The organism is Paraburkholderia sp. BL6669N2 (assembly GCF_003387275.1).
Taxonomy (GTDB): domain Bacteria; phylum Pseudomonadota; class Gammaproteobacteria; order Burkholderiales; family Burkholderiaceae; genus Paraburkholderia.
Genome location: NZ_QUNA01000002.1, coordinates 1,026,986 through 1,051,012, shown reverse-complemented (window position 1 = coordinate 1,051,012; position 24,027 = coordinate 1,026,986). Strand labels below are relative to the sequence as shown.

At 59.0% G+C, this 24,027-nt stretch carries 15 protein-coding genes and 3 pseudogenes; 8 read left to right on the top strand and 10 right to left on the bottom strand.

The annotated features are described in order from the left end of the window. Positions 1-485: 485 nt before the first annotated feature. From B0G80_RS27245 to B0G80_RS47875, 4 genes and pseudogenes are all read left to right on the top strand, one after another. Positions 486-1,353 (top strand): annotated as a pseudogene (locus tag B0G80_RS27245) (tyrosine-type recombinase/integrase). A 16-nt stretch (positions 1,354-1,369) separates the two neighbouring features. Next, positions 1,370-2,539 (top strand): annotated as a pseudogene (locus B0G80_RS27240) (IS91 family transposase). A gap of 606 nt (positions 2,540-3,145) precedes the next feature. Beyond that, positions 3,146-3,337 (top strand): hypothetical protein, encoded by a 192-nt coding sequence (locus B0G80_RS27235; RefSeq protein WP_116121122.1) that lies wholly within the window; start codon positions 3,146-3,148, stop codon positions 3,335-3,337. A gap of 338 nt (positions 3,338-3,675) precedes the next feature. Continuing rightward, complete coding sequence (locus tag B0G80_RS47875; RefSeq protein WP_181920081.1) at positions 3,676-3,837, top strand: hypothetical protein; 162 nt, start codon at positions 3,676-3,678, stop codon at positions 3,835-3,837. Positions 3,838-4,610: 773 nt separating this feature from the next. On the opposite strand, the gene B0G80_RS27225 is transcribed toward B0G80_RS47875, so the two are convergent. The 4 genes and pseudogenes from B0G80_RS27225 to B0G80_RS27210 form a co-directional block, all read right to left on the bottom strand. After that, positions 4,611-5,567, bottom strand: a complete 957-nt coding sequence (locus B0G80_RS27225; RefSeq protein ID WP_116121120.1) for a Na/Pi cotransporter family protein — start codon at positions 5,565-5,567, stop codon at positions 4,611-4,613. A 211-nt stretch (positions 5,568-5,778) separates the two neighbouring features. After that, positions 5,779-6,051: pseudogene (locus B0G80_RS27220) on the bottom strand (hypothetical protein); the annotation flags it as partial. 292 nt (positions 6,052-6,343) lie between these two features. Further along, positions 6,344-7,669: a carboxylesterase gene (locus tag B0G80_RS27215; protein ID WP_258879055.1), complete on the bottom strand. Its 1,326-nt coding sequence runs from the start codon at positions 7,667-7,669 to the stop codon at positions 6,344-6,346. A 274-nt stretch (positions 7,670-7,943) separates the two neighbouring features. Continuing rightward, the gene (locus B0G80_RS27210; RefSeq protein WP_116121118.1) at positions 7,944-8,966 is read right to left on the bottom strand and encodes a hypothetical protein; all 1,023 of its coding nucleotides are present in this window, start codon (positions 8,964-8,966) and stop codon (positions 7,944-7,946) included. Positions 8,967-9,681: 715 nt separating this feature from the next. On the opposite strand from B0G80_RS27210, the gene gltS reads away from it, so the two are divergent. The 3 genes from gltS (at position 9,682) to nhaA (ending at position 13,942) form a co-directional block, all read left to right on the top strand. After that, on the top strand, positions 9,682-10,884 hold the full coding sequence (gltS, locus tag B0G80_RS27205; RefSeq protein WP_116121116.1) for a sodium/glutamate symporter: 1,203 nt from the start codon (positions 9,682-9,684) through the stop codon (positions 10,882-10,884). 1,085 nt (positions 10,885-11,969) lie between these two features. Then, positions 11,970-12,551 carry a YSC84-related protein gene (locus tag B0G80_RS27195; RefSeq protein WP_106284734.1) on the top strand — a complete coding sequence of 194 codons (582 nt, stop codon included), beginning with the start codon at positions 11,970-11,972 and terminating at the stop codon, positions 12,549-12,551. Positions 12,552-12,727: 176 nt separating this feature from the next. Then, on the top strand, positions 12,728-13,942 hold the full coding sequence (gene nhaA / locus B0G80_RS27190) for a Na+/H+ antiporter NhaA (RefSeq protein ID WP_116121111.1): 1,215 nt from the start codon (positions 12,728-12,730) through the stop codon (positions 13,940-13,942). 123 nt (positions 13,943-14,065) lie between these two features. Here the strand turns inward: nhaA and B0G80_RS27185 are convergent, their stop codons facing one another. Beyond that, on the bottom strand, positions 14,066-14,740 hold the full coding sequence (locus tag B0G80_RS27185; protein ID WP_116121109.1) for a hypothetical protein: 675 nt from the start codon (positions 14,738-14,740) through the stop codon (positions 14,066-14,068). Positions 14,741-15,469: 729 nt separating this feature from the next. Here B0G80_RS27185 and B0G80_RS27180 point away from each other — a divergent pair. Next, positions 15,470-17,056, top strand: a complete 1,587-nt coding sequence (locus B0G80_RS27180) for a phospholipase D family protein (protein WP_116121108.1) — start codon at positions 15,470-15,472, stop codon at positions 17,054-17,056. 115 nt (positions 17,057-17,171) lie between these two features. Here the strand turns inward: B0G80_RS27180 and B0G80_RS27175 are convergent, their stop codons facing one another. The 5 genes from B0G80_RS27175 to B0G80_RS27150 all read right to left on the bottom strand — a co-directional run bounded on the left by B0G80_RS27175 (position 17,172) and on the right by B0G80_RS27150 (position 23,978). Next, positions 17,172-17,918 (bottom strand): carbonic anhydrase family protein, encoded by a 747-nt coding sequence (locus tag B0G80_RS27175; protein WP_116121107.1) that lies wholly within the window; start codon positions 17,916-17,918, stop codon positions 17,172-17,174. A gap of 461 nt (positions 17,919-18,379) precedes the next feature. Continuing rightward, positions 18,380-19,678: a TAXI family TRAP transporter solute-binding subunit gene (locus B0G80_RS27170; RefSeq protein WP_116123730.1), complete on the bottom strand. Its 1,299-nt coding sequence runs from the start codon at positions 19,676-19,678 to the stop codon at positions 18,380-18,382. 267 nt (positions 19,679-19,945) lie between these two features. Continuing rightward, positions 19,946-21,415: an NADH-quinone oxidoreductase subunit NuoN gene (gene nuoN / locus B0G80_RS27165; RefSeq protein WP_116121105.1), complete on the bottom strand. Its 1,470-nt coding sequence runs from the start codon at positions 21,413-21,415 to the stop codon at positions 19,946-19,948. Positions 21,416-22,474: 1,059 nt separating this feature from the next. Then, the gene (locus B0G80_RS27155) at positions 22,475-23,116 is read right to left on the bottom strand and encodes a hypothetical protein (RefSeq protein WP_116121101.1); all 642 of its coding nucleotides are present in this window, start codon (positions 23,114-23,116) and stop codon (positions 22,475-22,477) included. A gap of 51 nt (positions 23,117-23,167) precedes the next feature. Then, positions 23,168-23,978 (bottom strand): IS5 family transposase gene (locus tag B0G80_RS27150; RefSeq protein ID WP_116121099.1). Its coding sequence is split into 2 segments (ribosomal slippage): positions 23,168-23,621 and positions 23,620-23,978, totalling 813 coding nucleotides; the frame shifts between segments, so codons are not numbered across the junction. Between the last annotated feature and the right edge of the window lie 49 nt (positions 23,979-24,027).

Sequence of the window (24,027 nt, the reverse complement as noted above, 5' to 3'; positions counted from 1 at the left end):
GAGGCCTCGCTCGGCGAGTGCGCTACTGCTTCCTTGGCTTCCCGGCCCGGTGCGGAAGCTGGGCTTGGGCGCCGGCCGACAAGCAACATCGAAAACATACCAATGAAGTTTTCCATAATCGTGACTCGTAAGGTCCGCACGACGTTCACCGGAGAAGCCTCCCCGTTGTGGCAAGAGCTTCGAGCTTGCGTTTGAGTTCATCGTTCCCGGAGCGCAAGGCGGCGTTGTGGCGTTGTGCAAACCTATCCAGAAGGCCGACGATCCGACCGACATGATCGGCGTAAGAAGGTCCGTTGTCCAGGGCAGAGCCGACATTCGAGCATCCGCGCAAAAGCTTAGGCCAACGGCCGTTCTGGGCCGTCGAACGAAACCGCTCGCGCGGTAGGAGGCTTCGGTCCGACGCTGGAGGTCAGGGAGAGGCCGGTCACGCGGTTTTATGTTGGCGAATGAGGCAATCCGCCTCGTTCTCCAGCAGGAGCCGAATCATGACCTCCGCCCAACCAACCGTCAGCCCGCTGCGCCAGCGCATGATCGATGACATGCGTATGCGCCAGCTTTCCCCCAAGACACAAGCCAACTACCTGCGCATCGTGCGTGAGTTCACCCGATACCTCGGGCGCTCGCCTGATACCGCCACCGTCGAGGACCTGCGAACCTACCAGCTGCATCTGGTCGATCATGGCACGTCACCGGTGTCGCTGAACGCCGCGATCACCGGGTTGAAGTTCTTCTTCGAGATCACGCTCCACGAGCCCGAACTGATGGCCCGGATGCAGCCCGTGCGCGTGCCCCGTACGCTACCGGTCGTGCTCAGCCCTGATGAAGTGCGGCGGCTCATTGCCGCTACGGGCAACCTCAAGCACGCTGTCGGTGGCCTACGGCACCGGGTTGCGTGCCAGCGAAGTGGTGGCGCTTAAGGTCAGCGACGTTGACAGCCAACGCATGACGCTGCGCATCGAACAGGGCAAGGGTCGCAAGGACCGCTACGCGATGCTCTCACCGGTACTGCTCGAACGCCTGCGGGTCTGGTGGCGCGTGGCCCGTGCCCAGGGCAGGATGCCCGACGGCGGGTGGGTCTTCCCCGGGCTCGATCCCGTCGACCCGCTCAGCACGCGGCAACTGAACCGCGCCATCCATGCCGCAGCCGAGGCCGCACAGATCGACAAGCGCGTGTCGATGCATACGCTGCGCCACAGTTTCGCGACGCACCTGCTCGAACAGAAGGTCGACATCCGCGTGATCCAGGTGCTGCTCGGGCACAAGAAGCTGGAGACCACCGCGCTTTATGCGCAGGTAGCCACCGACCTGCTACGCGAAGTCACCAGTCCGCTGGAGCGCCTGCCCGCCAACTGACACGGCGTAGTGCCTCATGCTGGAGGTCGCGGACATCTTCCGCGCCCACGGGCCAACCTGGCGAGCCGCGACACGCCTGAGCCTGGGGCAGCTGAAGGTGATGTCGGCCATCGAACGGTGCCGCACGGCGGCACTGGGCGGACATGTGCTGCGCTGTTCCGGCTGCGCAAGGACAGAGGTGTCCTTCAACTCGTGCCGGGACCGCCATTGCCCGAAGTGCCAGGCCAGTGCCGCACACCGCTGGCTGGAGGCACGCGAGGCGGATCTGCTACCCGTTGAGTATTTCCACGTCGTCTTCACGCTGCCCGCGCTTATCAGCGCGATCGCCTGATACAACAAGCGGGTCATTTACGGGCTGCTGTTCGACGTCGCCGCCGACACGCTGCGCACGATCGCCGCCGATCCCAGGCATCTCGGCGCCCAGATCGGTGCCACGCTTGTACTGCACACCTGGGGCTCGGCGCTCACGCATCACCCGCACGTGCACGGCATTGTTCCCGGTGGCGGGCTGTCGCCCGATGATCAGCGCTGGATTGCCTGCCGACCGGGATTCTTCCTGCCGGTGCGCGTGCTCTCACGTCTGTTCCGGCGCCGCTTCCTCGATGCGCTCGGAGCGGCTCACCACCGTGGCGACCTGCAGTTCTTCGGCGAGTACACCGGACTTGCTGATCCCACCGCCTTTGCCCAGTGGCTTGCGCCATTACGTACCTGCGAATGGTTCGTGTACGCCAAGCGTCCCTTTGCGGGACCGGAAGCGGTGCTCGCGTACCTCTCGCGCTATACGCACCGCGTGGCGATCTCCAACCAGCGTCTGCTCGCCCTCGATGAGCACGGCGTGACCTTCCGCTGGAAGGACTACCGCGAGAAGGGGCGCACCCGCTACAAGACCATGACGCTGGAGGCCGGCGAGTTCATGCGTCGCTTCCTGCTTCATGTATTGCCTGGCGGGTTCCATCGCATCCGTCACTACGGCCTGCTCGCCAACCCGGTGCGCCGCGCCAGTCTCGCCAGGGTGCGTGCGCTGCTGCACGTCGCGCCCAGGCCCGATACGCCGTCCGGCGATCCTGTCGTTGAAACCCGGCCCGCCTTCATCTGCCGGCACTGTGGCGCCCCGATGATCGTCATCGATATCCTTGAGCGCACCGCACCGATTCGCGCACCACCCATGTCGCGGGACGCAACATGAACGCTACTGTTCCATGCTTACCAACGTCGGCTTTGCGGCAACGCGACCCACGAGCGGACGTTCGCGCCCGCCGCTTCAAGCACGCCCTCGCACGCCCACTTCGCCACCATCGTCGCGCGAATTCATCGCATCATCCACGCGCCTGGGCACTTCGAGCATCCCGTTTGGGCCACCTTGCTCTGCCAGGGCCGAGGATGCTGGACCATCAATCGCCATAGCCACCCGACATTCCGACCGCCTCGGACCACTCCGCGGTTTCCTCCCTCGAGGCTTATCCGACGCCTGCCCGCAGGCGCCGCGGCACACTCACAGCAATCTGAATGAGGGCAGGCATCGAATAACCCTAAACGCACTGAGCCGGACGGCGGACATCGCAGGGACGCCCCATCTCAATCTTTCGGTCGGCGCTGCGATCATTGTCGAAACGAGTTGGCTCGATGGCTCGATGGCTCGATGCAAAGAATCGCACTTGGACGTTTGATCGGACGGCTATTAGGCCGACGCATGCATGGATGCATGCGCGGAATGTTGCTACCTCGGGGACAACCAGCGAGGGCCGAATCTTGCTCGCGATGTCCCTGTCCTGCTGATGGAAGGGAGCGTGTCATGATCAAGCTACTTGGCATCCTGGCTTTAGCGTTCGGTATTGCGGGTTGCGTCGCCGCCCAGCCGCCCTACTACGGCTACGGCGACCCGCCCGGCTATTATGCGCCGCGCCCCAGTTTCGGCATCGGGATCGGGGCAGGCAGTTTCGGTGGGAGTGGTTTCGGAGGCGCCGGCGTCGGGCTCGGGTTTTAAATGGGGCGCTACTGCCGTCAATCATGCGTCGTCTCTGGCCAGCAGTCCGACATGAAGCACGCCACTGTCCCGGGCAGAGCCTCATGCGCGACGTAGCGGGAGCGTCAGTTCGTTGCGCCCATAGATATCGGCCCCGGAACCGATTCTCTCGCCGGCATCACTTCGCATTCGTCCCGTTTTTGCGCCGCGGTGGTCCCACCGGACCCGCAAGAGCCGTTCAGAGCAGTGAAAGATGAACGACTCAAATGCATCGTGAGACGCCATGACCTCGACATGAGTGCCGAAGTGGACAAGCGCGACTTCCGGGGCTCCCTGCGATCGGCAATCTCAGCAGACGAGTGAAGCGCAATGGCGTCCCCGACGACGTCGATTTTCGTCTCAGGATAGTCGTGGGCATGCAGAAACCTGCTCGCAGCGTCGGCGCCATCGACTTCGAAGCGCTTATCCGCAGCGTAATTCTCCGACAGACCCAGGTCGTCACCCGTTTCTCGATGATCTGACGGTTGACGCGGAGCTGGTCAGTTCAGTGTTGCGCAGTCCCGTAATCGGGCGCGACGACATCCGCGTCGCCGTCGATGCCGTCGGAACCTTCTACGTCTCACAGACGCCCACGTTTCCTCATACCGTCGGCTCACGGCTTTTGCTGTCGGTCGCAAGATTGAACAGCGCCAAATCACGATCAGCGTGACTATTCTGGAGGTGAGCTTGATTGTCGTCCGGCATCTTGATAGCCGCTTCGCACCGTCAGGGTCCTTGCTATTCGGCCATTGCCGACGTTCGTTGATCGCTGGCGGGACGGCTGTTCAACTTTCGACACCGGCCGTTGATACCATGGTCATCTCGAACGGCGGTTCATGCTGATCGTGATGAATCCACGTCCGTTCATGGTCTGGCTCCGGGCTGGCTGTGATGCTGCAGCATGCGCCACAAGAGTCAGCACGGAGCAGGAAACCGAACATTTCTAATGAGCGGGAACCGGACACTTCTAAAAAGCTACTACGACTACTGCGAACGACAACTAAAGCTTATGTCATATAGATAGGAATGCTGTGCATCGATCTCTACGCATGACAAACTCTGCTGATTCGAAACCATTTGTCGGTGGCAGTCCGCAAGTTGACGCATTGCCTTGATCGTCCTAACCGGAATCGCACTTTGCTCAAGGTCGCACCTATTTACGGTGTCAAAGCGTATGGATGGACGCGCGACCGCTCAGTCAGCAATGGCTTGCCTCTCGCCGAGCCAAAATTCACGCGGCGGTGATAGCGACCACTCAGGACGCCGGCTCTGAACTTGCACTTCGAACCTCGGCACCCAGCCACTTTCTGAGCAAGGGTTCAACCCACGTCAGCGCCATAAGAAAACAGATTGCGACGGTAAAATTGAATATCAGATGCGCCCATGCCACCGCCATCCCCGGGTTGGTTGTCAAATCCACCATTGCTCTTGAAAAGGATCTCAGGAACGGAAAGTAACACAGCAACCCGGTCGCATTGAACAGAAAGTTCGTAATCGCCGTGGCTCTTGCGATGGAACTCATCCCGAGACCTGCAACCAACGCGGTTGAGGTCGAGCCGACGTTCGAGCCAATGACAATCGGTATCGCGGCCTGCGGCGGTAGCACCCCTTGCTGGACGAGGAGAATTGCCAGACCAGTGGTGACACTGCTGGACTGGACCAACGCAGTGAATAGCAAGCCGGCAAGCACGCCTGCCCAGGGAGCCTCTGCTAGTTCAAGCCATTCCTTGAACTGCGGGCGATTTTGCAGAGGCCTCAGTTCCGCGGATATCAGATCCAACGCGAAGAAGATCAATCCAAAATAGAAAACAGCTTTTCCGATGTACCTGGCGCGGATCGGCAACATCGAAATCAAGGCCCCAAGTACGATGAATATCGGTCCGATACCCGTGAGCTTGAAGGAGACCAGCCAGGCAGTTGCAGTGGTCCCGACATTGCTGCCGAGCAGGATCCCGAGACTGGCGCGGAAGGAAATGACGGACGCGTCCACAAGAGTGACCGCAAGCGCTGTGATTGCGCTGCTTGACTGCACAATCGCTGTGGCGAACGCACCAACCAGAAACCCGAGCCGCCGGCTTGCAGTCACACGTTCGAGCCATGACTGCAGCGCCGTGCCCACGACCTCCTGCAGTTCGCGACTAAAGCCCTGAAGGCCGTAAAGGAAAAGAAGAACCGCGGAGGCCGCAGCGAACAGTCCCTGGATTGGTGTCATGGCGACCTCCTTGTCCCTTCTCCTCTGTGCGGGAAAGCCGTGCGAGTGTTGAGATCACGTCGACGGAAGACAATGCTGCGCCGCATGCCAAGTATGTACCCGCTTCGGGGTTCTGACCACCATGTCTCCCCCGCCGCTGCCAAAAGGCAGAACACCCTGCGAGTTGTGCCGGCCTGTCGCGTCGGCGTGGTTCACAACTACTGCACGCGTTTCATCGATCGCCGCGTTTGCGACGGGGCGGGTAGCAGAAAGTCATCTGCGAACCTCCGGGGATAAACCTGAACGGATAGTCGGGCTCTTTGTAATCTCCGGGCTTCTGTCGTTTAGGCAACGTGACTTTGTCGCGGGCCACTTCCTCATAGGGAATCTTGCTTAGTAAGTGGCTAATGAGATCGAGGCGTGCGCGCTTCTTGTCATCCGACTTCACGACGTACCAGGGCGCAAACTCCGTGTCGGGCGCCATGAACATTTCGTCGCGTGCGCGACCGTCAAGGTGTCGCTGCAGACAGATCCTCCTCGGTCACCGCATCGTCGCTCAGCCCGTCCGTTTCAATGCCGGGCGAATCTGCAGAAGTCGTCGCAGCCGAAGTTGACGTCGAACGATCGAACGACTGACGGGACGTGCCCGATCGCCGCACGGGCTCGCCGATGGTCGCGTCGAGTCGCGTCAAAACGTACGGAAAGAATGGATTAGATGCGATTCGAAAGAGTGTATCCAGACTGACAATCAGCCCTCCGCGCTCCCCGCGTGGAACGAGAGTGCCGAGTGCTGCGCCCTACTTCGTGCCTGATTCCTCGTCCTGGCGGGTTCCATACAACGGATCATCGGGTGGAAAAGGAATGGCGACATGTGACAGTGAGAACACCTGCGGCGGGTAGACGAGGTCAAGCTCACGCGTTTGCCACTGAGTGCTCCCCGGCTCGACCACGCGCTCCTTCATGTTCTCGGAGCCCGACGGAGCATTGGCGATGACCGTGAGCCGGTATGCCACAGGAAAACGCGGTATCAAGCGTGATAGCGCCAGTGGTGATGCCGGATTAAGGATCTGGCCCATCTTTGCCCGTCTGTTCACGTCGAACAGTACCAGTTCGCTTCCGTTTGATGGGAAATTCGCGTACATCGCGGTCAGGATCGCGCGTGTGCTTACCGTGGAATCGATAACGGATTGAAAGGTTAATACCGGTGGAAGTTTCGCGAGTTGTCCTATTCTCGCAAGACGAGCCAATTCCTCCTGCAATGCCATTGTCAGCCGGTGCGATTGCCTTGCACCATTGACCGGAAACGAGTTGTATTTGACTGGATTGAATTCAGGCACGATCCCGAGCCACGCAGCTTTTGCAAATGGTGGCAATAGCGCCGGAAGTGACGCGAGACCGGCAAAACGCGCGTAACGTGTAATGCCAATCATCGGTGAGAACAGCACGATCCGTTCTGGCCGGTCCAGCCGACTATCTTCGAGGCTGTCCAGTGCATACTTCATCGCGAGCGCACCACCATTCGAGAACCCGACCATCTGTAATGGGCAATTCGGCCCGACTCGACGTCTGGCTTCACGCATCGCAAGCCGCGTTGCCGCCATCCATGTCTCCCAGTCGACATCGGTCAGCCCGGCGGGCACCGTGCCGTGACCGGGCAGGCGAATTCCGATTGCAACAAATCCATGGGCGACGTAGATGCGTGCAATGTGCCGAAGACTATACGGAGAGTCGGTCAAACCGTGCAGCAGCACGACAGCGCCCAGGGGCTTTCCAGACGGGAGCATCTCATATGACCTGTTCCAGTCGTGGTCGAAACCTGGCGGATAGATGGGACTGTTTTTAAAGTACCGATTCGACATTACGTGCGCCGATGCTGGCAAACGGTCCGTGACCTCCCGGCGCACCTGCTCGAAAAGACTGTCTTCGTGCCTGAGATACGCGTTCCAGTCCGATCCATCGATTTGCCCAGCGCTCAATTCTTCGGGTACATAGGTGTGCCAGAGTTCGAGCGGAGGCCCCGTGCGCGAATCGTACGCACGGACGGCAAGCAGGAGTGAAGACAATGCGGCGATTAATAGCAACGCTCGCACCAGTATCCTGACAAAGCGAGTGCCTGTTCCCATTTTTAACTACCCCGTCCCAATGAACCCGAACTGGGCGATAAGGCGCATGAGGGTGTTCGCAGTCCAACTGACGCAATCACTTTCTTGTAGCGACTACGCCGGGCCTATCGCCACAAGCTTGAACGACGCGAGCGCGGCGGTGGCCGTTGTCCCCACCGGGCGACGCCGACATCGTCGCGCCCAAAACCATTGGCGCCCAACAGGACTTTTCCAGACTGACGCGAGGTGCAGCCGCACCCCGTGTCGCGAGTTCGGCATATGACGTGTCGGAGCGTCACAGAAGCCATTGGTTTGCATCGTCCGACATGCGTGGGACCGCATGCAGATCGCTTCGCGCGAAACGCACCAGACAGAAGGCACGCGATTCCTGCAACGCACCCGGCACCCGCGCGAGATGAACCTGGATCTCGGTACTTTCACGTTGATGGTCGTCGTCCACGATCACGTTCGTTCGGTCAAGACGCAGCGTCCTCTTTTCCACCTGAATGTAAGGACCCGGCGACGTCAGCATCTCGCATACCATGCTGATCTCCCGCTCCAGTGCGTCGGTCTTTAGCCCAAGGCCAGCCAGTTTCCGGTTGTTCTCCTCGAGCTGCGCCTGCAAGGCAGCCATCTCTCCGACACCCGACAACCGGTTACCGTCCAGAAGTGAATTCATTCCCTTGCCCTGTCGCCCTAGAAGCATGAGTCGCGTATTCAGCAGCGCACGCTCCTGTTCCAGCAGGCCACGGCGCGATACGTCGGCGGCGATCCGGTCGAGCGCTTCAAGCGCGAGTTGCTCCACGACCCGCAACACAATTTCGTCACGCAACTCCGATTCATTGCGTTCGCACACGCGCACCTGATGATCGCCAAAACTGACCGTCGTTCGCTCAACGTCGGTACGTACAGCATCGCCGTGCTGCGCGACGCCCAAGGTGCGGCGCTCGGTCATGGCCATACCAAGCAAAATAAACGCCTCGCGATCCAGTGCATTTCGGTCAAAGTACGCACGCAGTTCGGCCGAGCGACTCAGCGCGCGGGTGACATCCTCCGACACCGCAAAGAACGCGTGAATGTGTGGGTCCGATGACCACGCCGCGGCGCTCGCCTCGCGTGCGATTGGGACATCTTCGGTCAGAGCGCGCACATATTCCAACGCACATCTGATGGCCGGTGCCAGTCTCGCCGCATGGTTCGTCACGAGCCGCAGTTGCGGAGCCAGGTTGAGGATTCGATCAAGCGCTTCACGTGTCTCTCGCGCGGTAGCTTCACCGGGCGGTGGTTCGCGCCTAAACAACCAGTTGAACACGCTCATGCTGGCCTCCTTGTCCGAGACCGTTAAAACTTCACGCGGAGACTTACGTTGACCGTCTCACGCAGCGAGAGCCCACACTTCGGCATGGACCGGCGCTGATGACTTGTATTGAATGAGAATCGAACGTACCCGAGCCAGAGCGAACGTCCTCTCTTCTATTAACCCTACGGGAGCCATGTCCCTGCTCAGTTTTCGCACGGATGCCCGCTCTTTTCCCGAGCCATTCAACCATGATGCCACGGCCCTTTCCTACTAACGAACTTTCTTTCGCGATACCGGTTACCTGCAAACGCAAACTGCCCCGTCGCATTCGTCGCAGCAGGGCGTTGGCGAATGACGGCAATCCGCGTCGACATGACCGCGCGCCAACTGATCAAACTGCAACTCCTGGCGGCTGAATGCCGACTCCTTCGGCGACAAAAAATGGGTGTCAATGGGTACACGCGCCGCCTATTATCATTTTGTAGAAGGTCAATTCCTCCCGACCAGTGTGCTTGCGTCGCTGCACTGCGACGAGTCGTTTTTATCAAGAGGCAAGTTATCGGCGCTCTCACTTTCGAAGACGCGAACATGTCACACCGCTCCGTCTCGGCGTGATCGTTGGCACTGCATCGTTGGATATTTACCGGTTGCCTGGTGGGCTTTGCGTGAAATCGTTCACTCGCCGGCGCACCGTATGGGTCCGTGTGAGCATCCTCCCGACTGGGGGTGGGACATGTTCAGGCTCGACACGCAGGAAACGCTGATGGCTGCCGCCCTGGTGCTTCTGCTCGGTCGCCAGATTCTTGCCCGGATCCGTGTGCTTCGAACTTATACGATCCCCGAACCGGTGGTCGGCGGCCTGCTGGTCGCGTTACTCGTGTTTGCGTTACGCAGCAGCTTGCGAATAGAAGTGCGGTCCGACACGACGCTTCAGGCGCCTCTCATGCTCACCTTCTTTGCCACCATCGGCCTTAATGCCGATCTGGCGGGACTAAAGGCCGGCGGCCGTGCGTTGATCGTCTTTCTCGGTGCTGTGGTCGGACTGCTCGTGATGCAGGATGCGCTTGGCATCGGATTGGCCTGGGCGTTGGGGCAAGACCGCCTTCTCGGTCTGCTCGGCGCATCGGTGACCCTATCCGGCGGACACGGAACCGGAGCGGCGTGGGCGAAGGTTTTTGCAGCTCGTCACGGGCTTGCCTCGGCAACGGAGATTGCGATTGCCTGCGCGACATTCGGCCTGATCCTCGGCGGATTGATCGGTGGACCGGTCGCGCGTTTTCTCATCAGCCGGTACAGTCTTTCCCCCCGCCCGAAACCTGATGTCGCGGGCACAACAGGCTTCGAACAGCCAAAGGCAGTCCGGCCGATCACGGCAGAGGCCGTAATCGAAACAGTTGCGCTCATAGCCGTTTGCCTTGCCGTTGGTTCGGCACTCGCATCGTGGATTGCTGGCACAGCGTTCGAACTGCCGACGTTCGTGTGCGTCCTGTTTATCGGCGTCATCCTGCGCAACGCGCTTGCCGTGCGCGGTCTATATCAGCCATTCGAGCTCGCGGTGTCGCTGCTCGGCAATGTTAGTCTCGGGCTCTTTCTCGCCATTGCACTGATGAGCCTACGCCTATGGGATCTCGCCTCGCTTGCACTACCACTCCTCGCAATTCTGGTCATGCAGGCCATCGCAATGGCGATGTACGCAATTTTCATCACCTTTCGCGTGATGGGCCGCAACTATGACGCGGCCGCGCTGGCCGCCGGACACTGTGGTTTCGGCCTCGGGGCTACGCCGACTGCCATCGCCAACATGCAGGCCATTACAGAACGTTTCGGCCCATCGCATCTCGCCTTTCTGGTTGTACCGATGGTGGGCGCATTTTTTATCGACATTGCCAACGCGATCGTCATCAAGTTGTTTCTGCTGCTCCCTATCTATGGCTAAAGTCCGTCTCTCGGCCGCTCATCCGGACGCGATGCGAGACCGGAGCGTTCGTTGAAGAGGTCCGCTTGCCAACCGGGCGTGATAGCCGGATTCGTCTGTTCCGCGCGGCGCGTCCTGCTGCCGCACCTCTCTTTCGTGATGCGCTCTGCACCCTCGCGTTTCGTGCTGTACTTCGTCCGGGACGGCGTCGGAGCAAGCATCGATGTTTTGCACTCGTCGGGAATGCGCTACCTGTGCAACACCCCGGGCATCTGCCGACCACCTCCCATCGCGCGAAACATCGCGATCTGGGCCTGAATCACCGCGATCTGTTCCTTCACGTGTGCTGACTGACTTTCAAGGAGGGCAACGCGCGCCTGATCGATGTCGATGCGCCCAACGTCGCCCACCACATACTGACGCGTCACCTTCCGCAAAACTTCGGTGCGGGGTGAATTTCCTCTCATTACGTGCTGGCAGCAACGGCTGTTGCCGGTTCAGCCAGAAACCTTTCCTCGAACGCGTGTATACACCTAGGACCAAAGTCCACTTTCTCGGCATCCGGACCGTATGACATGATGCCATCAGGCGGAAGCTCGCAACCGGCCTGTCATGGCCGCCGACAAACGGGAGGCGACGCCTTGGCCCGTATTCGTAGCGGCCGAAAAAACAGCGCTCAAATTGCTTCAATGTTGTCCGACCAATGAACGCCGAGATCGAGACGTCATGCTGCGCGGCCTGTTCATGTGGCGCTGTTCAACAGCCGCCCGTAGTGCACTGTTTCACGACGTGCGTACGAAGACCGAGGATGCATGTAATGGACGTATGAAGTGCTCCGAGGTCAGGCCAGGTCATTCGTCCTTCTAGCGGGCACGCACTCGCCAGACGCTGACATCAGGACCGAGGGCTTAACGCTATTCACATGCGTACTGTTCGTAGGCCATAGAGCCTGCGGGCAGATTGAGCAGCAGAGAGGACCTACATGGCAGCACCGACCGATCGGTAGCGCGCTGCAATACGCCTCTGCCCGGGAGGCGCGGCGACTCGACCAGCGCCATCAAACCGATCAACGGGAAACGACGGCGGGAATTGCAATGGAGGATGACATGCAACGACGTAATTTTCTGCTGCACACCGCGACCGGCATCACCGGTCTACTCCTGGCGGGATGCACCACGACTCCGAGTGGGACCAGGAGTGAGGCGACTGACGCGTCAAAACGCCAGTCGATTGACGCAAGCGTTGATGGAACGATATCGCGACTCTACGCGTCGGTGCCGGGCGCGCGCGAGCTCGTGTCCAAAGCACAAGGCGTGCTGGTGTTTCCCTCAGTTCTTCAGGTCGGGTTCGTTGTAGGTGGACAGTATGGCGAAGGTGCGCTGCGGGTAGCCGAGCGCACGGTCGGCTACTACAGTACGGTATCAGGTTCGTTCGGTCTTACAGCCGGCGCACAATCCAAGGCGATCATCTTCCTTTTCATGACGGAAGATGCACTCCAGAAATTCCGCGGCGCCAAGGGGTGGTCGGTTGGCACTGACGCGTCAGTTGCACTCGTGAAAATAGGCGCAAACGGCACAATCGATACGTCGACGGCAACTGCCGCTGTCGACGCAATTGTGCTGACCAACTCGGGGCTGATGGCCGACGTTTCCCTTTCGGGAACCAAGGTGAGCCCACTCAGTATCTGAATGCAATCTCAGCGATCCGGGGCATGCATGCACGAACGACGGATATGTGGAATCACTTTTAGTTGCACTGCGACGCACAGACGTTACTCTACCTTCTGAACGGACGGGACCACGCGACCCCGCTTCTATCCCAGGCTTCACCCTCACGAGAACCTGCCGATGCGCGAGCCGACACGATGAATCACAATGCGTCTCGTAAGCTTTCCGATGGTCTTTCGGAATTCCTGAAAATGGAATCGGCCGGGGGCCTGCTGCTCGCGGCCGCCGCGCTTCTCGCCTTGATCTTCAGCAACTCGCCGCTTCGGCAGGTCTATGACGATTTGCTGAACATTCCGGTCGAGATCCGGTTCGGGTCGTTCCACATCGGAAAGCCACTACTGCTCTGGATTAACGACGGATTGATGGCCATCTTCTTTCTTCTGGTCGGCCTCGAAGTGAAACGTGAGGTGATCGAAGGTGAACTGTCAACGCTCGCGCAAGTAGTGCTGCCGGTCGTCGCCGGCGCTGGCGGCATGGTGGTGCCGGCATTCATTTTCTTCTTTATTTGCCGCGGTGATACGGCAAACCTTCGCGGCTGGGCCATTCCGACGGCAACTGATATCGCGTTTGCGCTCGGCATCCTTTCCCTCCTCGGCCGCCGGGTGCCGATGTCGCTGAAAGTATTTCTGACCGCAGTTGCGATAGCCGACGACCTGGGGGCCATCGTTATCATTGCGCTCTTCTATACCGCTGATCTTTCGCTTGCAATGCTCTTTCTGGCGGCCTGCGCCATCGCGGTCCTGATTGCACTGAACCGGCAAAGGGTTACGCGCCTTGCACCCTATATTCTCACCGGAATCGTCCTGTGGGTATTCGTTCTGAAGTCCGGTGTTCACGCAACGCTTGCGGGTGTCGCACTGGCGTTCGCCATACCCTTGAAGACGAAGGACGCCACAGGACAAGCTCCCCTGCATCAGCTTGAACACGGCCTGCACCCGTGGGTTGCCTTCGCGGTACTGCCTGTCTTTGCGTTTGCAAACGCCGGCGTATCGTTTGCCGGCGTTACCCTTGCTGCGCTGTCGGCGCCGCTGCCACTCGGTATTGCGGCGGGTCTCTTTGTCGGCAAGCTCGCCGGTGTATATGGTGCAGGTGCAGCACTCATCGCTGTCGGGCTGGGAAAACTTCCCGAGGGGGCAAGCTGGCGACAATTCGCTGGCGTCGCCTCATTGTGCGGCGTCGGCTTCACGATGAGTCTGTTCATCGGTTCCCTCGCGTTCGAAGGAGCCGAATTCTTCACTCCTGTCCGGCTGGGCGTCATCGTCGGCTCATTACTTTCCGGGATTGCCGGGTGCCTCCTTCTGAGCTTCGGATCGAAACCTTCCCTGGCGGAATCGCCGCAAAGTGCGGTATGAACGTTCCGCACATTGACGGTTACGTGTCAGCCGCGAAAGGGCGCGCGGCGCGAGTTCCACACATCTGCGACCTTCAGTCATCCGACGCGGGCAGGACCGTCTGCAAGTAGCGCGTTAATTTCTTCAACGTACACACGATACGTAGTTTGGTTGCGGATCGTGCCGGATGCTCACCCGGCCGTCGGCCAGATTCACTACCTTGTGCATGCGGTTCCCTGCAAGCGTATGCGTCCAATACGGGCTGGAACCGCCCCAAGCATAGATACCACCCTCATAACGCGAGTCGTCTTTTGACGCGACGATTGCATTATGGCTTCCTCCACCCGGACTGCCATGCGCGTTCGTATAGGCAAACAGTGCCTTCAGTTCATCAAGCGTAGGCAGCCGCATACGCCGCTTGGCACAGTGGTAAAGCGCGTCGTGGTAATCGTACATCACGATTCGTAATCCGTTGAAGGCGTCGGGCGCGCCTTTTTTTATCCGCGCGCTCTTCTTCTCCCAAGCGTAGGTGTCAATCGCGGGACGGCTAAAGCAGGTCTTTTCGTGCGAGAAAACCGTAGTGCCACCACCCGCCGTCGGATATGTTCCTTTAGGTATGCAGATTTCACGGGTAGTCGCGTTGGCGTCCGCCGGCTCCGCGCCGAACGAGAAACTCGAACCGGGTAGTGCCGCCGCTATCGTCAACGCCAGAAACAACACAGCGCGTCCATGCAGCTTTCCGATGGTTAGTGTCATGGCAATCCAGTCACCGGTAGCCAATCGGGCTGCAACTGCCCCGCTCTTCAAGACATCGAGCATAAGCATTCTCCCTGATACAACCATGGATACAGCAAGGGCCCATGTATCGGGCACACTCAGGTTGTAGCCGCGAAGGCCCGTCTGCACAAGGACCGGCGATCAGAAATTCTGCCATCCTCAATCCACGTCACGCAGTCGGGCCCAATCTATCTGCTCGGGTCGCGACTCTCCGTTGGCGCTACCTCTCATATTTTTGTAAGCCGGCTGCCACGGTATGGAATCGCTTAATGCACTTGCTGTACAAGCCCGTCACATCCTGACAAGGAGCGGCAGAGTTTTCCACGCGCCACGGGCCTGTCGATTTCGAATGCGAGGATCTTGCCAAAAAGATGTTCGCGACACTACGGCGGAAACTGTACGCGAAATGGCGTTAAGACAAATCGGTCCTCACGTCAGCAAGAAAGAGCAGCTGTTCCACAGTTGTACTGCTGATCCGCCCCGCGGAGCATGGCAAGCATTGTCAAACGGGCCTATAACGTAAAGGTGGGCCTCAGACCGCGTGAAAGAAAGCCTCAAGAAAGGAAGTGACGTCGTGCAAGCTGCCCCGTGACAAAAACAAGGCCCTGTCTGACACGGCATTTCCCTGTGCGGACCTGAAGTGAAAGGGAGTCTTCCGTGAAAAAGATGAATGAGCGAACACTTTCCCCGGCGTTCCAATCGCTCAGATTCCTCTTGCGGCTCAGGAAAAGATGAAGTCCCATTTGTTTGTCCGCAGAGCCCGGTTAAGCCATGCCATTGCCGAGACACTTTGCACCCGGCTTCTTCCAAAGGTCGCTTATTGTCGTTTCATTGAATGTCGTCTGCGCGGCCGCGCTATGCGGTTGCGCGTTGCCATCGCTTGAAAGCCGCACGCCATCGACGGCAATAAGCAACGCGGAGGCGCAGGCCACAACGCTTGGGCGTTCTGCCGCTCATGAGCTTGCTGCTCACCATGATCTGGCCGGCATTCATCCGCTGGCGGACCCGCGTGCAGCCTTCGCTGCGCGCATGGAGCTAATTCGCACGGCTGAGCGTACGCTGGACGTCCAATATTACATCTGGCGAAGTGACCTCACGGGCACGCTCCTGCTCGATGCATTGCGTGCTGCCGCCGATCGCGGCGTACGCGTACGCCTGCTGCTGGACGACTACGGTATATCGTCTTCACTCGATGGCACGCTGGCCGCGCTTCAGACGCATCCAAACATCGAGGTCCGGTTGTTCAATCCGTTCGTCATCCGCAAGCCGAAGTTCATCGGCTTCCTGACGGATTTTTCCCGTGCCAACCGTCGCATGCACAACAAGTCATTCACCGCTGACGGCGCCGTAACGATCGTCGGCGGACGCAATATCGGCGACGAATACTTCGGCGCCACCGATGGCATCGTTTTCGCCGACCTCGATGTACTGGCAGTAGGACCGATTTCAACCGATGTCGCAAATGAGTTCGACCGGTATTGGGCGAGCGGATCGTCATATCCGGTCGACCTTATCGTACATCGTGCCGCCAGCGACAAGCCCGATGAACTGGACCGGAAAGTTCGAGCAGTCGAAAGTGACTCGACGGCCGCCGCCTACCTGGACGCCCTGCGTGAAGCACCGATCGTGCAGCAACTGCTTGATGGCACGCTACCGCTGGAATGGGCGAGGACGCAGATGGTCAGCGACGACCCGGCGAAAGCTTTGAGCGAGGCGCCGCCTGAGGCAAGCGTCGTACATCAGTTTCGGGAGATTCTCGGCGACCCGATGCATGAACTGGATCTGGTGTCTCCGTATTTCGTTCCGGGCGCGGCCGGAACAAAATATTTCACCGAGCTCGCTCGTCGCGGCGTCGCCGTGCGCATACTAACCAATTCACTCGAAGCCACCGACGTGACAGCGGTTCATTCCGGTTATATGACCCGTCGTGTCGAACTGCTCGAATCGGGGGTGGAACTGTACGAATTGCGACGATTGCCTGGCGTGGAACACAAAAGTGAGGAGCATGCCGGCATATTCGGCAGCTCGGGGTCGAGCCTGCATGCAAAGACCTTCGTAGTGGACAGCAGCCGCGTCTTTGTTGGATCATTCAATTTTGATCAGCGGTCGGCCCATCTGAATACCGAGTTAGGCTTCGTTATAGACAGCGCGCCACTTGCGAGCCGGATCGCATCCATCTTCGTGTCACTCGTACCACAGGTCGCCTATTCGACGCGCCTCGATGCCGACGGCAGACTGTACTGGCTGAAGCGGGAGGACGGGGTGGAAGTGCGCTATGACACGGAGCCCAACACGACCTGGCTGCGCCGGCTCGGGGTCTGGTTTCTTTCAATCCTGCCAATCGAATCTCTCTTGTAGACGGAACGGCATCTATGCCCGGGCCCTGTTGCCGGAGTCGCAGCTCGTGCGACCTCTCCGCAGCCTCGCAATTTCAATGGCACCGTTGCACCGTGTCGTGCGCAATCAATGAAGATCAACTGAGAAACTCCACAGCGCCGGTTTTCAGGTTGTACATCGCGCCAGCGATCCTGATCGTGCCTTTGGTTTCAAGCTCCGCAAGCACCGGGCTATCCTTACGAATGTTCGCCAACGTCAATTCGACGTTCTTGCGCGCCACCGCGTCCACGAAATCATAGTTCGTCGCGGAACGATCACCGTTGTAGGTCGTTGCCTGCACCGCGGGCTTGATCTTGTCCAGCAACCCGGTCAGATTGCCCAGCTCGGCGTTGGCAATGGCTCCCTTGATCGCGCCACACGCTGTGTGACCCATCACGAGCACTACCTTTGCGCCAGCAAGCTTGCACGCGAACTCCATGCTACCCAGGATGTCGTTGTTTTCAACATTGCCGGCAACACGGCAGTTGAAGATATCACCGATGCCGAGATCCATGATCACTTCAGCCGGCGCGCGCGAATCGATACAACTGAGGAGCACGGCTGCCGGATACTGTCCGCCGGCACTCGCCCTCTGTTCATTCAGGTAATTGCGTGCTTTCCTCTCGCCCCGCCGGAAGCGTGCGTTACCTCGCTTCATCGCCTCGATAATCTGCTCTGGCGTCATGCTGTCGCGCTGCTCCCTGGTCAAAGCGTCGGCGTGCGCGGGACTCGCAACGAGGGCGCCGCCGGCAAGCCCGAGCGCGACCGCAGTGCCGGTGAACTTAAGCAAATTCCGACGGCCCGAACCGTTGCCGGGCAGAAGAGGCTCACATGTGTCACACATGATTCATGCTCCATTCTGGCAAACTGACGCGCTGTATAAGCCAGCGTCAGCATTGGGCTTCGAACGCGCCCATGCCTTCGGCTCGCTCATATGGCCAGGCCGCTCGCGCTGGTAGGCGATAAACATCTTTTCGTTTGGTGTTCTTCCCTGGGCGGCACAATGTCCTTTGTACAGGGTATTCGCCATGAGGCTCGAGCGCTATTGGACTTTGGTCCGATAGCGGAGGATTCACCGCCAATATGCAATATCTGGAACTACGCGAGGCGTCGGACGACCTGTGCGTTACGTGATCGGCTGACAGTCTCGGTGCCGATTGCAGCCGGCTGGTCGGCGAAACTGACATTGCCGAAAGGACTGGTGACGAGCGTGGGCAGCGGCTACAAAGCTGCATCGCTTGCGCTGCAGCATCGATGGTTCGATCGCTGAACCAACGCCTCTGCCGATCCATTGTCGCGGCCCAGCTATTCCTTCACCTTCTCACCGACTTGGGAAATCCGGTTCCGCACGACGCCGATCGCCTGTTTGAGGGCGTAAACATCCTGAAAATAACGATACGGAATACGTATCTGGCTGGCATGCGCATCAATGTTCTCGATTTCATCGCGCCATTTCGCAATATGGTCTGGGGTGGGTTGCCTGTTTCTCCATATTTCGTCTTCCAGCGATTTTATTTCGCGATACCAGACCACAAGCCGTCTTCTTATCCGCGCCTCCAGCATGCGCGGCAATGCCTGCAGCAGGCCTAGCACAAGGGCCATGAAGGGGAGCAGGATCAGCAGCCGCCTTTCGATGAGACTGGCGAGCCAGAATGGAAGGTAGCGCTGCAGGAAGGGGCGACCCGATCTGAAATAGCGCGCGCTTTCGTCGGAAATGGGAAATTCCTCGGTGGTCAGATTGGGGAACGCGCCCAGCGGCGTGAAGTAGTCTTCACCGCCGTGGACGGTTCTGGCTGCATCCAGCAGCAGGTAGACTAAGGCCGGGTGTAGGGTATCTTTGGACACGAGCAGAGCCGTGGCGGCCAGCAGAGTGACATCAGTCCGTGGCAGATCGTCGACGATGCTGGTTGAGGCGCGGGGGAAAATAACTTTCGACAGGGACGGGAATTTTTGCACCAGCGCGTCGGCTTGGGCAAAACTCATCAGCTTCAGATCGCTGTTCAGCAGCCTTATCTGCATCGCGGCGTCGGGCCTGCCAATAAAGAAAGCAGCATCCAGCTGGCCAGTTTCGAGGCCTTCATATGCCTGGGTGGCGTCCATTTCCAGCAGCGTGGTGTTGTCGCCAGTGACGCCGCTATAGCCGAGCAATGCCCGGGAGACGTGAAGCAGGCCGCTGCCGGGAACGCCTATGGCGATCCTCTTGCCGCGCAGTTGTGACAGCCTGTTGACGGTAATGTCGCCACGAAAGAACACCCAGATCGGTTCGTATGAGACGGCGGCGATGGTCTGCAGGTGGTCTGTTGCTTTCGGACTGGTGGTGCCCGATTGGATAAAACCCACTTCGTATTCGCTGTCCGGATTCGTCAGCCGCTGATAGTTTTCGACCGAACCGGAAGAACTGCGGATATCGAGGGTGATGCCTTCGCGCTTCAGGATGGGTGCATAGCGATCGGCAAAGTTACGGTAGATACCCTGGTCCGCCCCGGTGGTAATGACGATCGTGCGCTGGATGGCAGGTTTGAGCATTGTCACCAACGCCCAGCCTAGCGCGGCCAGCAGCACTATCGCGCAAATGACGAGAAACCGCCGGCGCCCCGGTGTCATGGGGGCTTTCTGGGTACGTTGAAGCGCTGGGTTCTGCTTGGGCATCGTTGCCCTCTCTCGTCGGGCCTCTCCTGCCGGGATGGACTCGGGGCAAGCGTTTAAATGACCGCGTTGCCGACAGTCGCCCGTAACGCTGCGAAGAGCTTGTTGAAATCTTCTGCAACAGCGGGACTGCGTGGTTTGGCATGCCTCCACTTGGCGTTGTCAGGAGCGGCCGGTTGACGCCGACCACCGGCAACAGCACGCTGAATCAGCCCGCCGCCGACGTCAGAGCGGCAGCGTATGCGTGATTGCCTGCAGGCAGACCGTCATCAGCGGACCAGGCACAATACCCAGCACCAGCACGGCCATACCGTTCAGCGCAAGCAGCGTGCGGTTACCGGCGCCGGCCGAGATCGGCGATGTGTCTTGCGGGTCGTCGAAGTACATCAACTTCACGATACGCAGGTAGTAGAACGCGCCGAACAGCGACGTCACCACGGCCAGCACCGCGAGCCACGTGAGGCCCGCGTTCATCGTCGCTTCGAGCACGGCGAGCTTCGCGTAGAAGCCGACGGTCGGTGGAATGCCGGCGAGCGAGAACATCATCACCATCATCACGAATGCGGACACCGGGCTGCGCTGGTTGAGACCCTTGAAGTCGTCGAGCGTGTCAGCTTCAAAATTGCGGCGCGCAAGCAGCATCAACACGCCGAACGAGCCGAGTGTCGTCACCAGATAGATGATGCTGTAGAACATCGCCGAACCGTAGGCGCTTGCCGCCGAACCCGCGTTGCCGTCCGCCACGCCGGACAGCAGGCCAAGTAGCACGAAGCCCATGTTCGAGATCGTCGAATAGGCGAGCATTCGCTTCACGTTGCGTTGAACGATACCCGTGATGTTGCCGACGATCATCGACAACGCCGCGAGAATCACCAGCATTTCCTGCCAGCCGACGGCGAGCGGCAGCAGGCCCATCACCAGGAAGCGCAGACCCCACGCGAACGCCGCGACCTTCGGACCGCCGCCGACGAACAGCGTCATCGCGGTCGGCGCGCCCTGATAGACGTCCGGCACCCACATGTGGAACGGCACCACGCCCATCTTGAATGCAACGCCCGCGACGATGAAGACGACACCGAACAGCAGCACGAAGTCGTCGATATGGCCCGAGGCAACCGCCTTCAGCACCTCGTTCAGTTCGAGCGAGCCGGTCGCACCATAGAGCATCGAGATGCCGTAAAGCAGAAAACCCGTAGCCAGTGCACCAAGCACGTAGTACTTCATCGCCGCTTCGCTCGATTGCGCGACGTCGCGGCGTACTGCAACCATTGCGTACAACGACAGCGACATCAGTTCAAGACCGAGGTACAGCATCAGGAAGTGGTTGCCCGAGATCATGACCAACTGGCCGAGCAGCGAGAACATGCCGAGCAGGAACACGTGGTCGCGAAACAGGTCGCGATCTTCAAGATATCTGCGCGAATAGACGAGTGAGACCGCGAAGCCAAGCGAAACGGTTGCCTTCATCACGCTGGCGAATGGATCAATCACGATCATCCGTGAGAAAAAATAGTAGTGGTGCGGATCGGACGATTGGATTGCGAACCAGACGCCTGCCGCGGTCGACGACACGAGCGCGATGAGGTAAGTAAGACGCCGGTTCGTTGCTTCGGAGCAGAAATCTCCTACCCGGGAGGCGATCACAAACCCGAGCACTACTAGCGCGTCAGGCAGCAGCATATGTGCGTTTTGCATGATCTATATGGCTCTTAGGAAGTTGGAGTCGGTTCAGCCGCATGCGAATTGCTCAACGAGGAGTTGGCCTGTTCGTCGGGACATTCTCCCCCATGCACCCCGGCTTTGGCCTGAAGGCTTTTCAATCCGTCCATGCGATGGGTGCCCCCGCGCATTGGTGCCGCAATTAGCGAAAGTTATTCGCAGGGTATGCGCGAGCATCTCCCATGACACGTCGCGTTAGTCCGAAGTTAACTTGCCCTGTCAATTCAAGTTAGCGAGGGTATCGAATCTGCCGATCACTCTTCTGCACATGTCGCGCACGCGCAGATCCGTGCCGTCGGCCGAATGGTCTGCAGACTGATAGGCCACCACTTGCCCATCCGTGATGAACACCCCAGTCAACCGGCTTTCTGTAAACCTGCCAAGACTGTCTTTGGCGTTTATCGCCAAGCACACCACATAACCGAAGTACGGCTGGAAGCTGTACCCGCCCCACGACTTTTGCGGCACGCTGAGGTACTGAACCAGTGCGTTTGTTGTTTCCTCAAACCGTGCTTCGCGATACCTCTCAATGATCGTTTTGTAGTCTGTTGGGTAGGGACCGTACTGCGCGTGCAGACTACCAATCTCAACCGGTGCAGCCCACTATTCGCAAAGTACGTAAGGCATTAAGTAAAACACGCAGACGGACGAAAACAAAACGCTCGATGGGTTTGAATCCTACCGGGTCAAAGTAAGCCGCGAGAAGGAGGATGTAAACCTTTTTCTGACCTCCGCCTCCCGCGCCCGGATATTCCTCGCAGCGACGTGGCGGAAGCCAGCGGGCGCGCGTCGAATGGCCGCTGCCGCATTCTGATCCGACGGCCGCTCGCTTTCGTCGAGCGCCTCTTGATGGCCGAGAGCACCAACTCAATGAGGGTGCTGTAGAGCTGCCGTTGAAATCTTCAGCGGCAGCTTTCGGGCGGCTTCGTGAATGCGTACAGTGGGTCATCAAGAGTCCGTCGCGCCTCGTGTCGTTGAGACGTTCGGACGGCTGCTCCACGACAGGGAGCGGCAGTTCGCCGTTCAATCATCCAATCAACGAACTACGAATTCGTTCAGATCCGCTGGCGGAGACAGTCGCTGTTCGTGCGCTCTCATCAAACGGGAAACGATATCTTGCTCGGGGTGGGGAATGCGTGGTGTCTTCGCGACGTAGTAAGTAATCCACAACCGGTCAGCATCGTTGCCGATCTCTTGCTCGGCCAAATAGTGCGATGGATCATTGCCGAAGAATATCGCATTGGCGGGGGAAGAATTAGCGTAGCCCTCTGCGTCGAGATCAAGCATGGTATTGCGTATTTCAGCCATCCATCTATTCCATATCGACTCGTCATCAGCGGGCGGCAGGTTTGTATCGATGAAGACGTAAAACGGTAGGTCGACGTCTTTTTTATAAGCTTCCAGCAGTGATTTTCTGATGTCAACTTGATCACCTGGCCCGATGTCGCCTCCGCCATTGAATCCTTGGACGCCTCTGCGGTGCCTACTCTTTACCTCTACCGCGATTTTTATGGGAGAGAATCGATCTATTGCGACGAACTCGGGGTGTCGTCGTGAATTATCCTGTTCATCTTCGAACTCGAGTGTGAAGCCGGCTACAACGCACATTGCGGCGACCTTTAATTCATGTCGCGCGGCTTGGAAAAATTGGGAGTCCAGCAGACGGGCTTTCAGCATTCGCTCAAGCGTCGAGTTATCACCTATCGTGAATAAGAAGCTGTTGCGAAATTAGTTAAACAGAGGCTTTAGGCGCGTCCAGCAAATTAAGGCGCAAGCCAAAGACAGGAATGCTTCGTGAACATGCGCATAGCGTTCGTAACGAATCTTGAGCCGTCGAAACGAGTGAAGCCACGCGATCGAACGCTCGACTGGCCAACGCGTTTTTCCAAGCCCACTGCCATGCGGCGAGCCGATTTTTGCGAGCACTGGCGTGATGCCTCGCTCGCGCAAGCGCCGCCGATGGGGTTCGGAACTGTAGCCCCGGTCGCCCTGAACGATTTGCGGCTTGTGCAGGGGACGGCCCCGCTTGCCCCGGATGTGTGGAATGGCATCGACCAGCGCATCAAGCTGGGTAATGTCGTGCCGGTTCGCCGCGCTCAGGATGACCGCGAGCGGGATGCCTTGCGCGTCGACGATGAGGTGGTGTTTGCTGCCGAGCTTGCGTCGGTCCGTGGATTCGGGCCGGTTTTTTTCCCGCCAGCACGGCGCGAATCGATGAGCTGTCGACGAGCGCACGCGAGAAATCGATTTCGCCACGGCGACGCAGTTCGGCCAGCAACGTTTCGTGGATGTGTTGCCAGACACCCGCTTCTTGCCACGCGACGAGCCGTCGCCAGCAAGCTGTGCCCGAACCACATCCCATTTCCTGTGGTAGAAGGTTCCACGCAATGCCCGAGCGCAACACGAAGACTATGCCCGTTAGCACGGCGCGGTCGGGTATCGGTTGGCGGCCCGCATACTGGCGATTGCGCGGTGCTCGCGCTGGCAGCAGGGGTTCGATGAGTGACCACAATTCGTCGTCTATAAGTTCTTCTGGCATCGCTTCCTGTCGGGCAAAACAAGACAGAAGTTAACACCAAGCCGAAAAA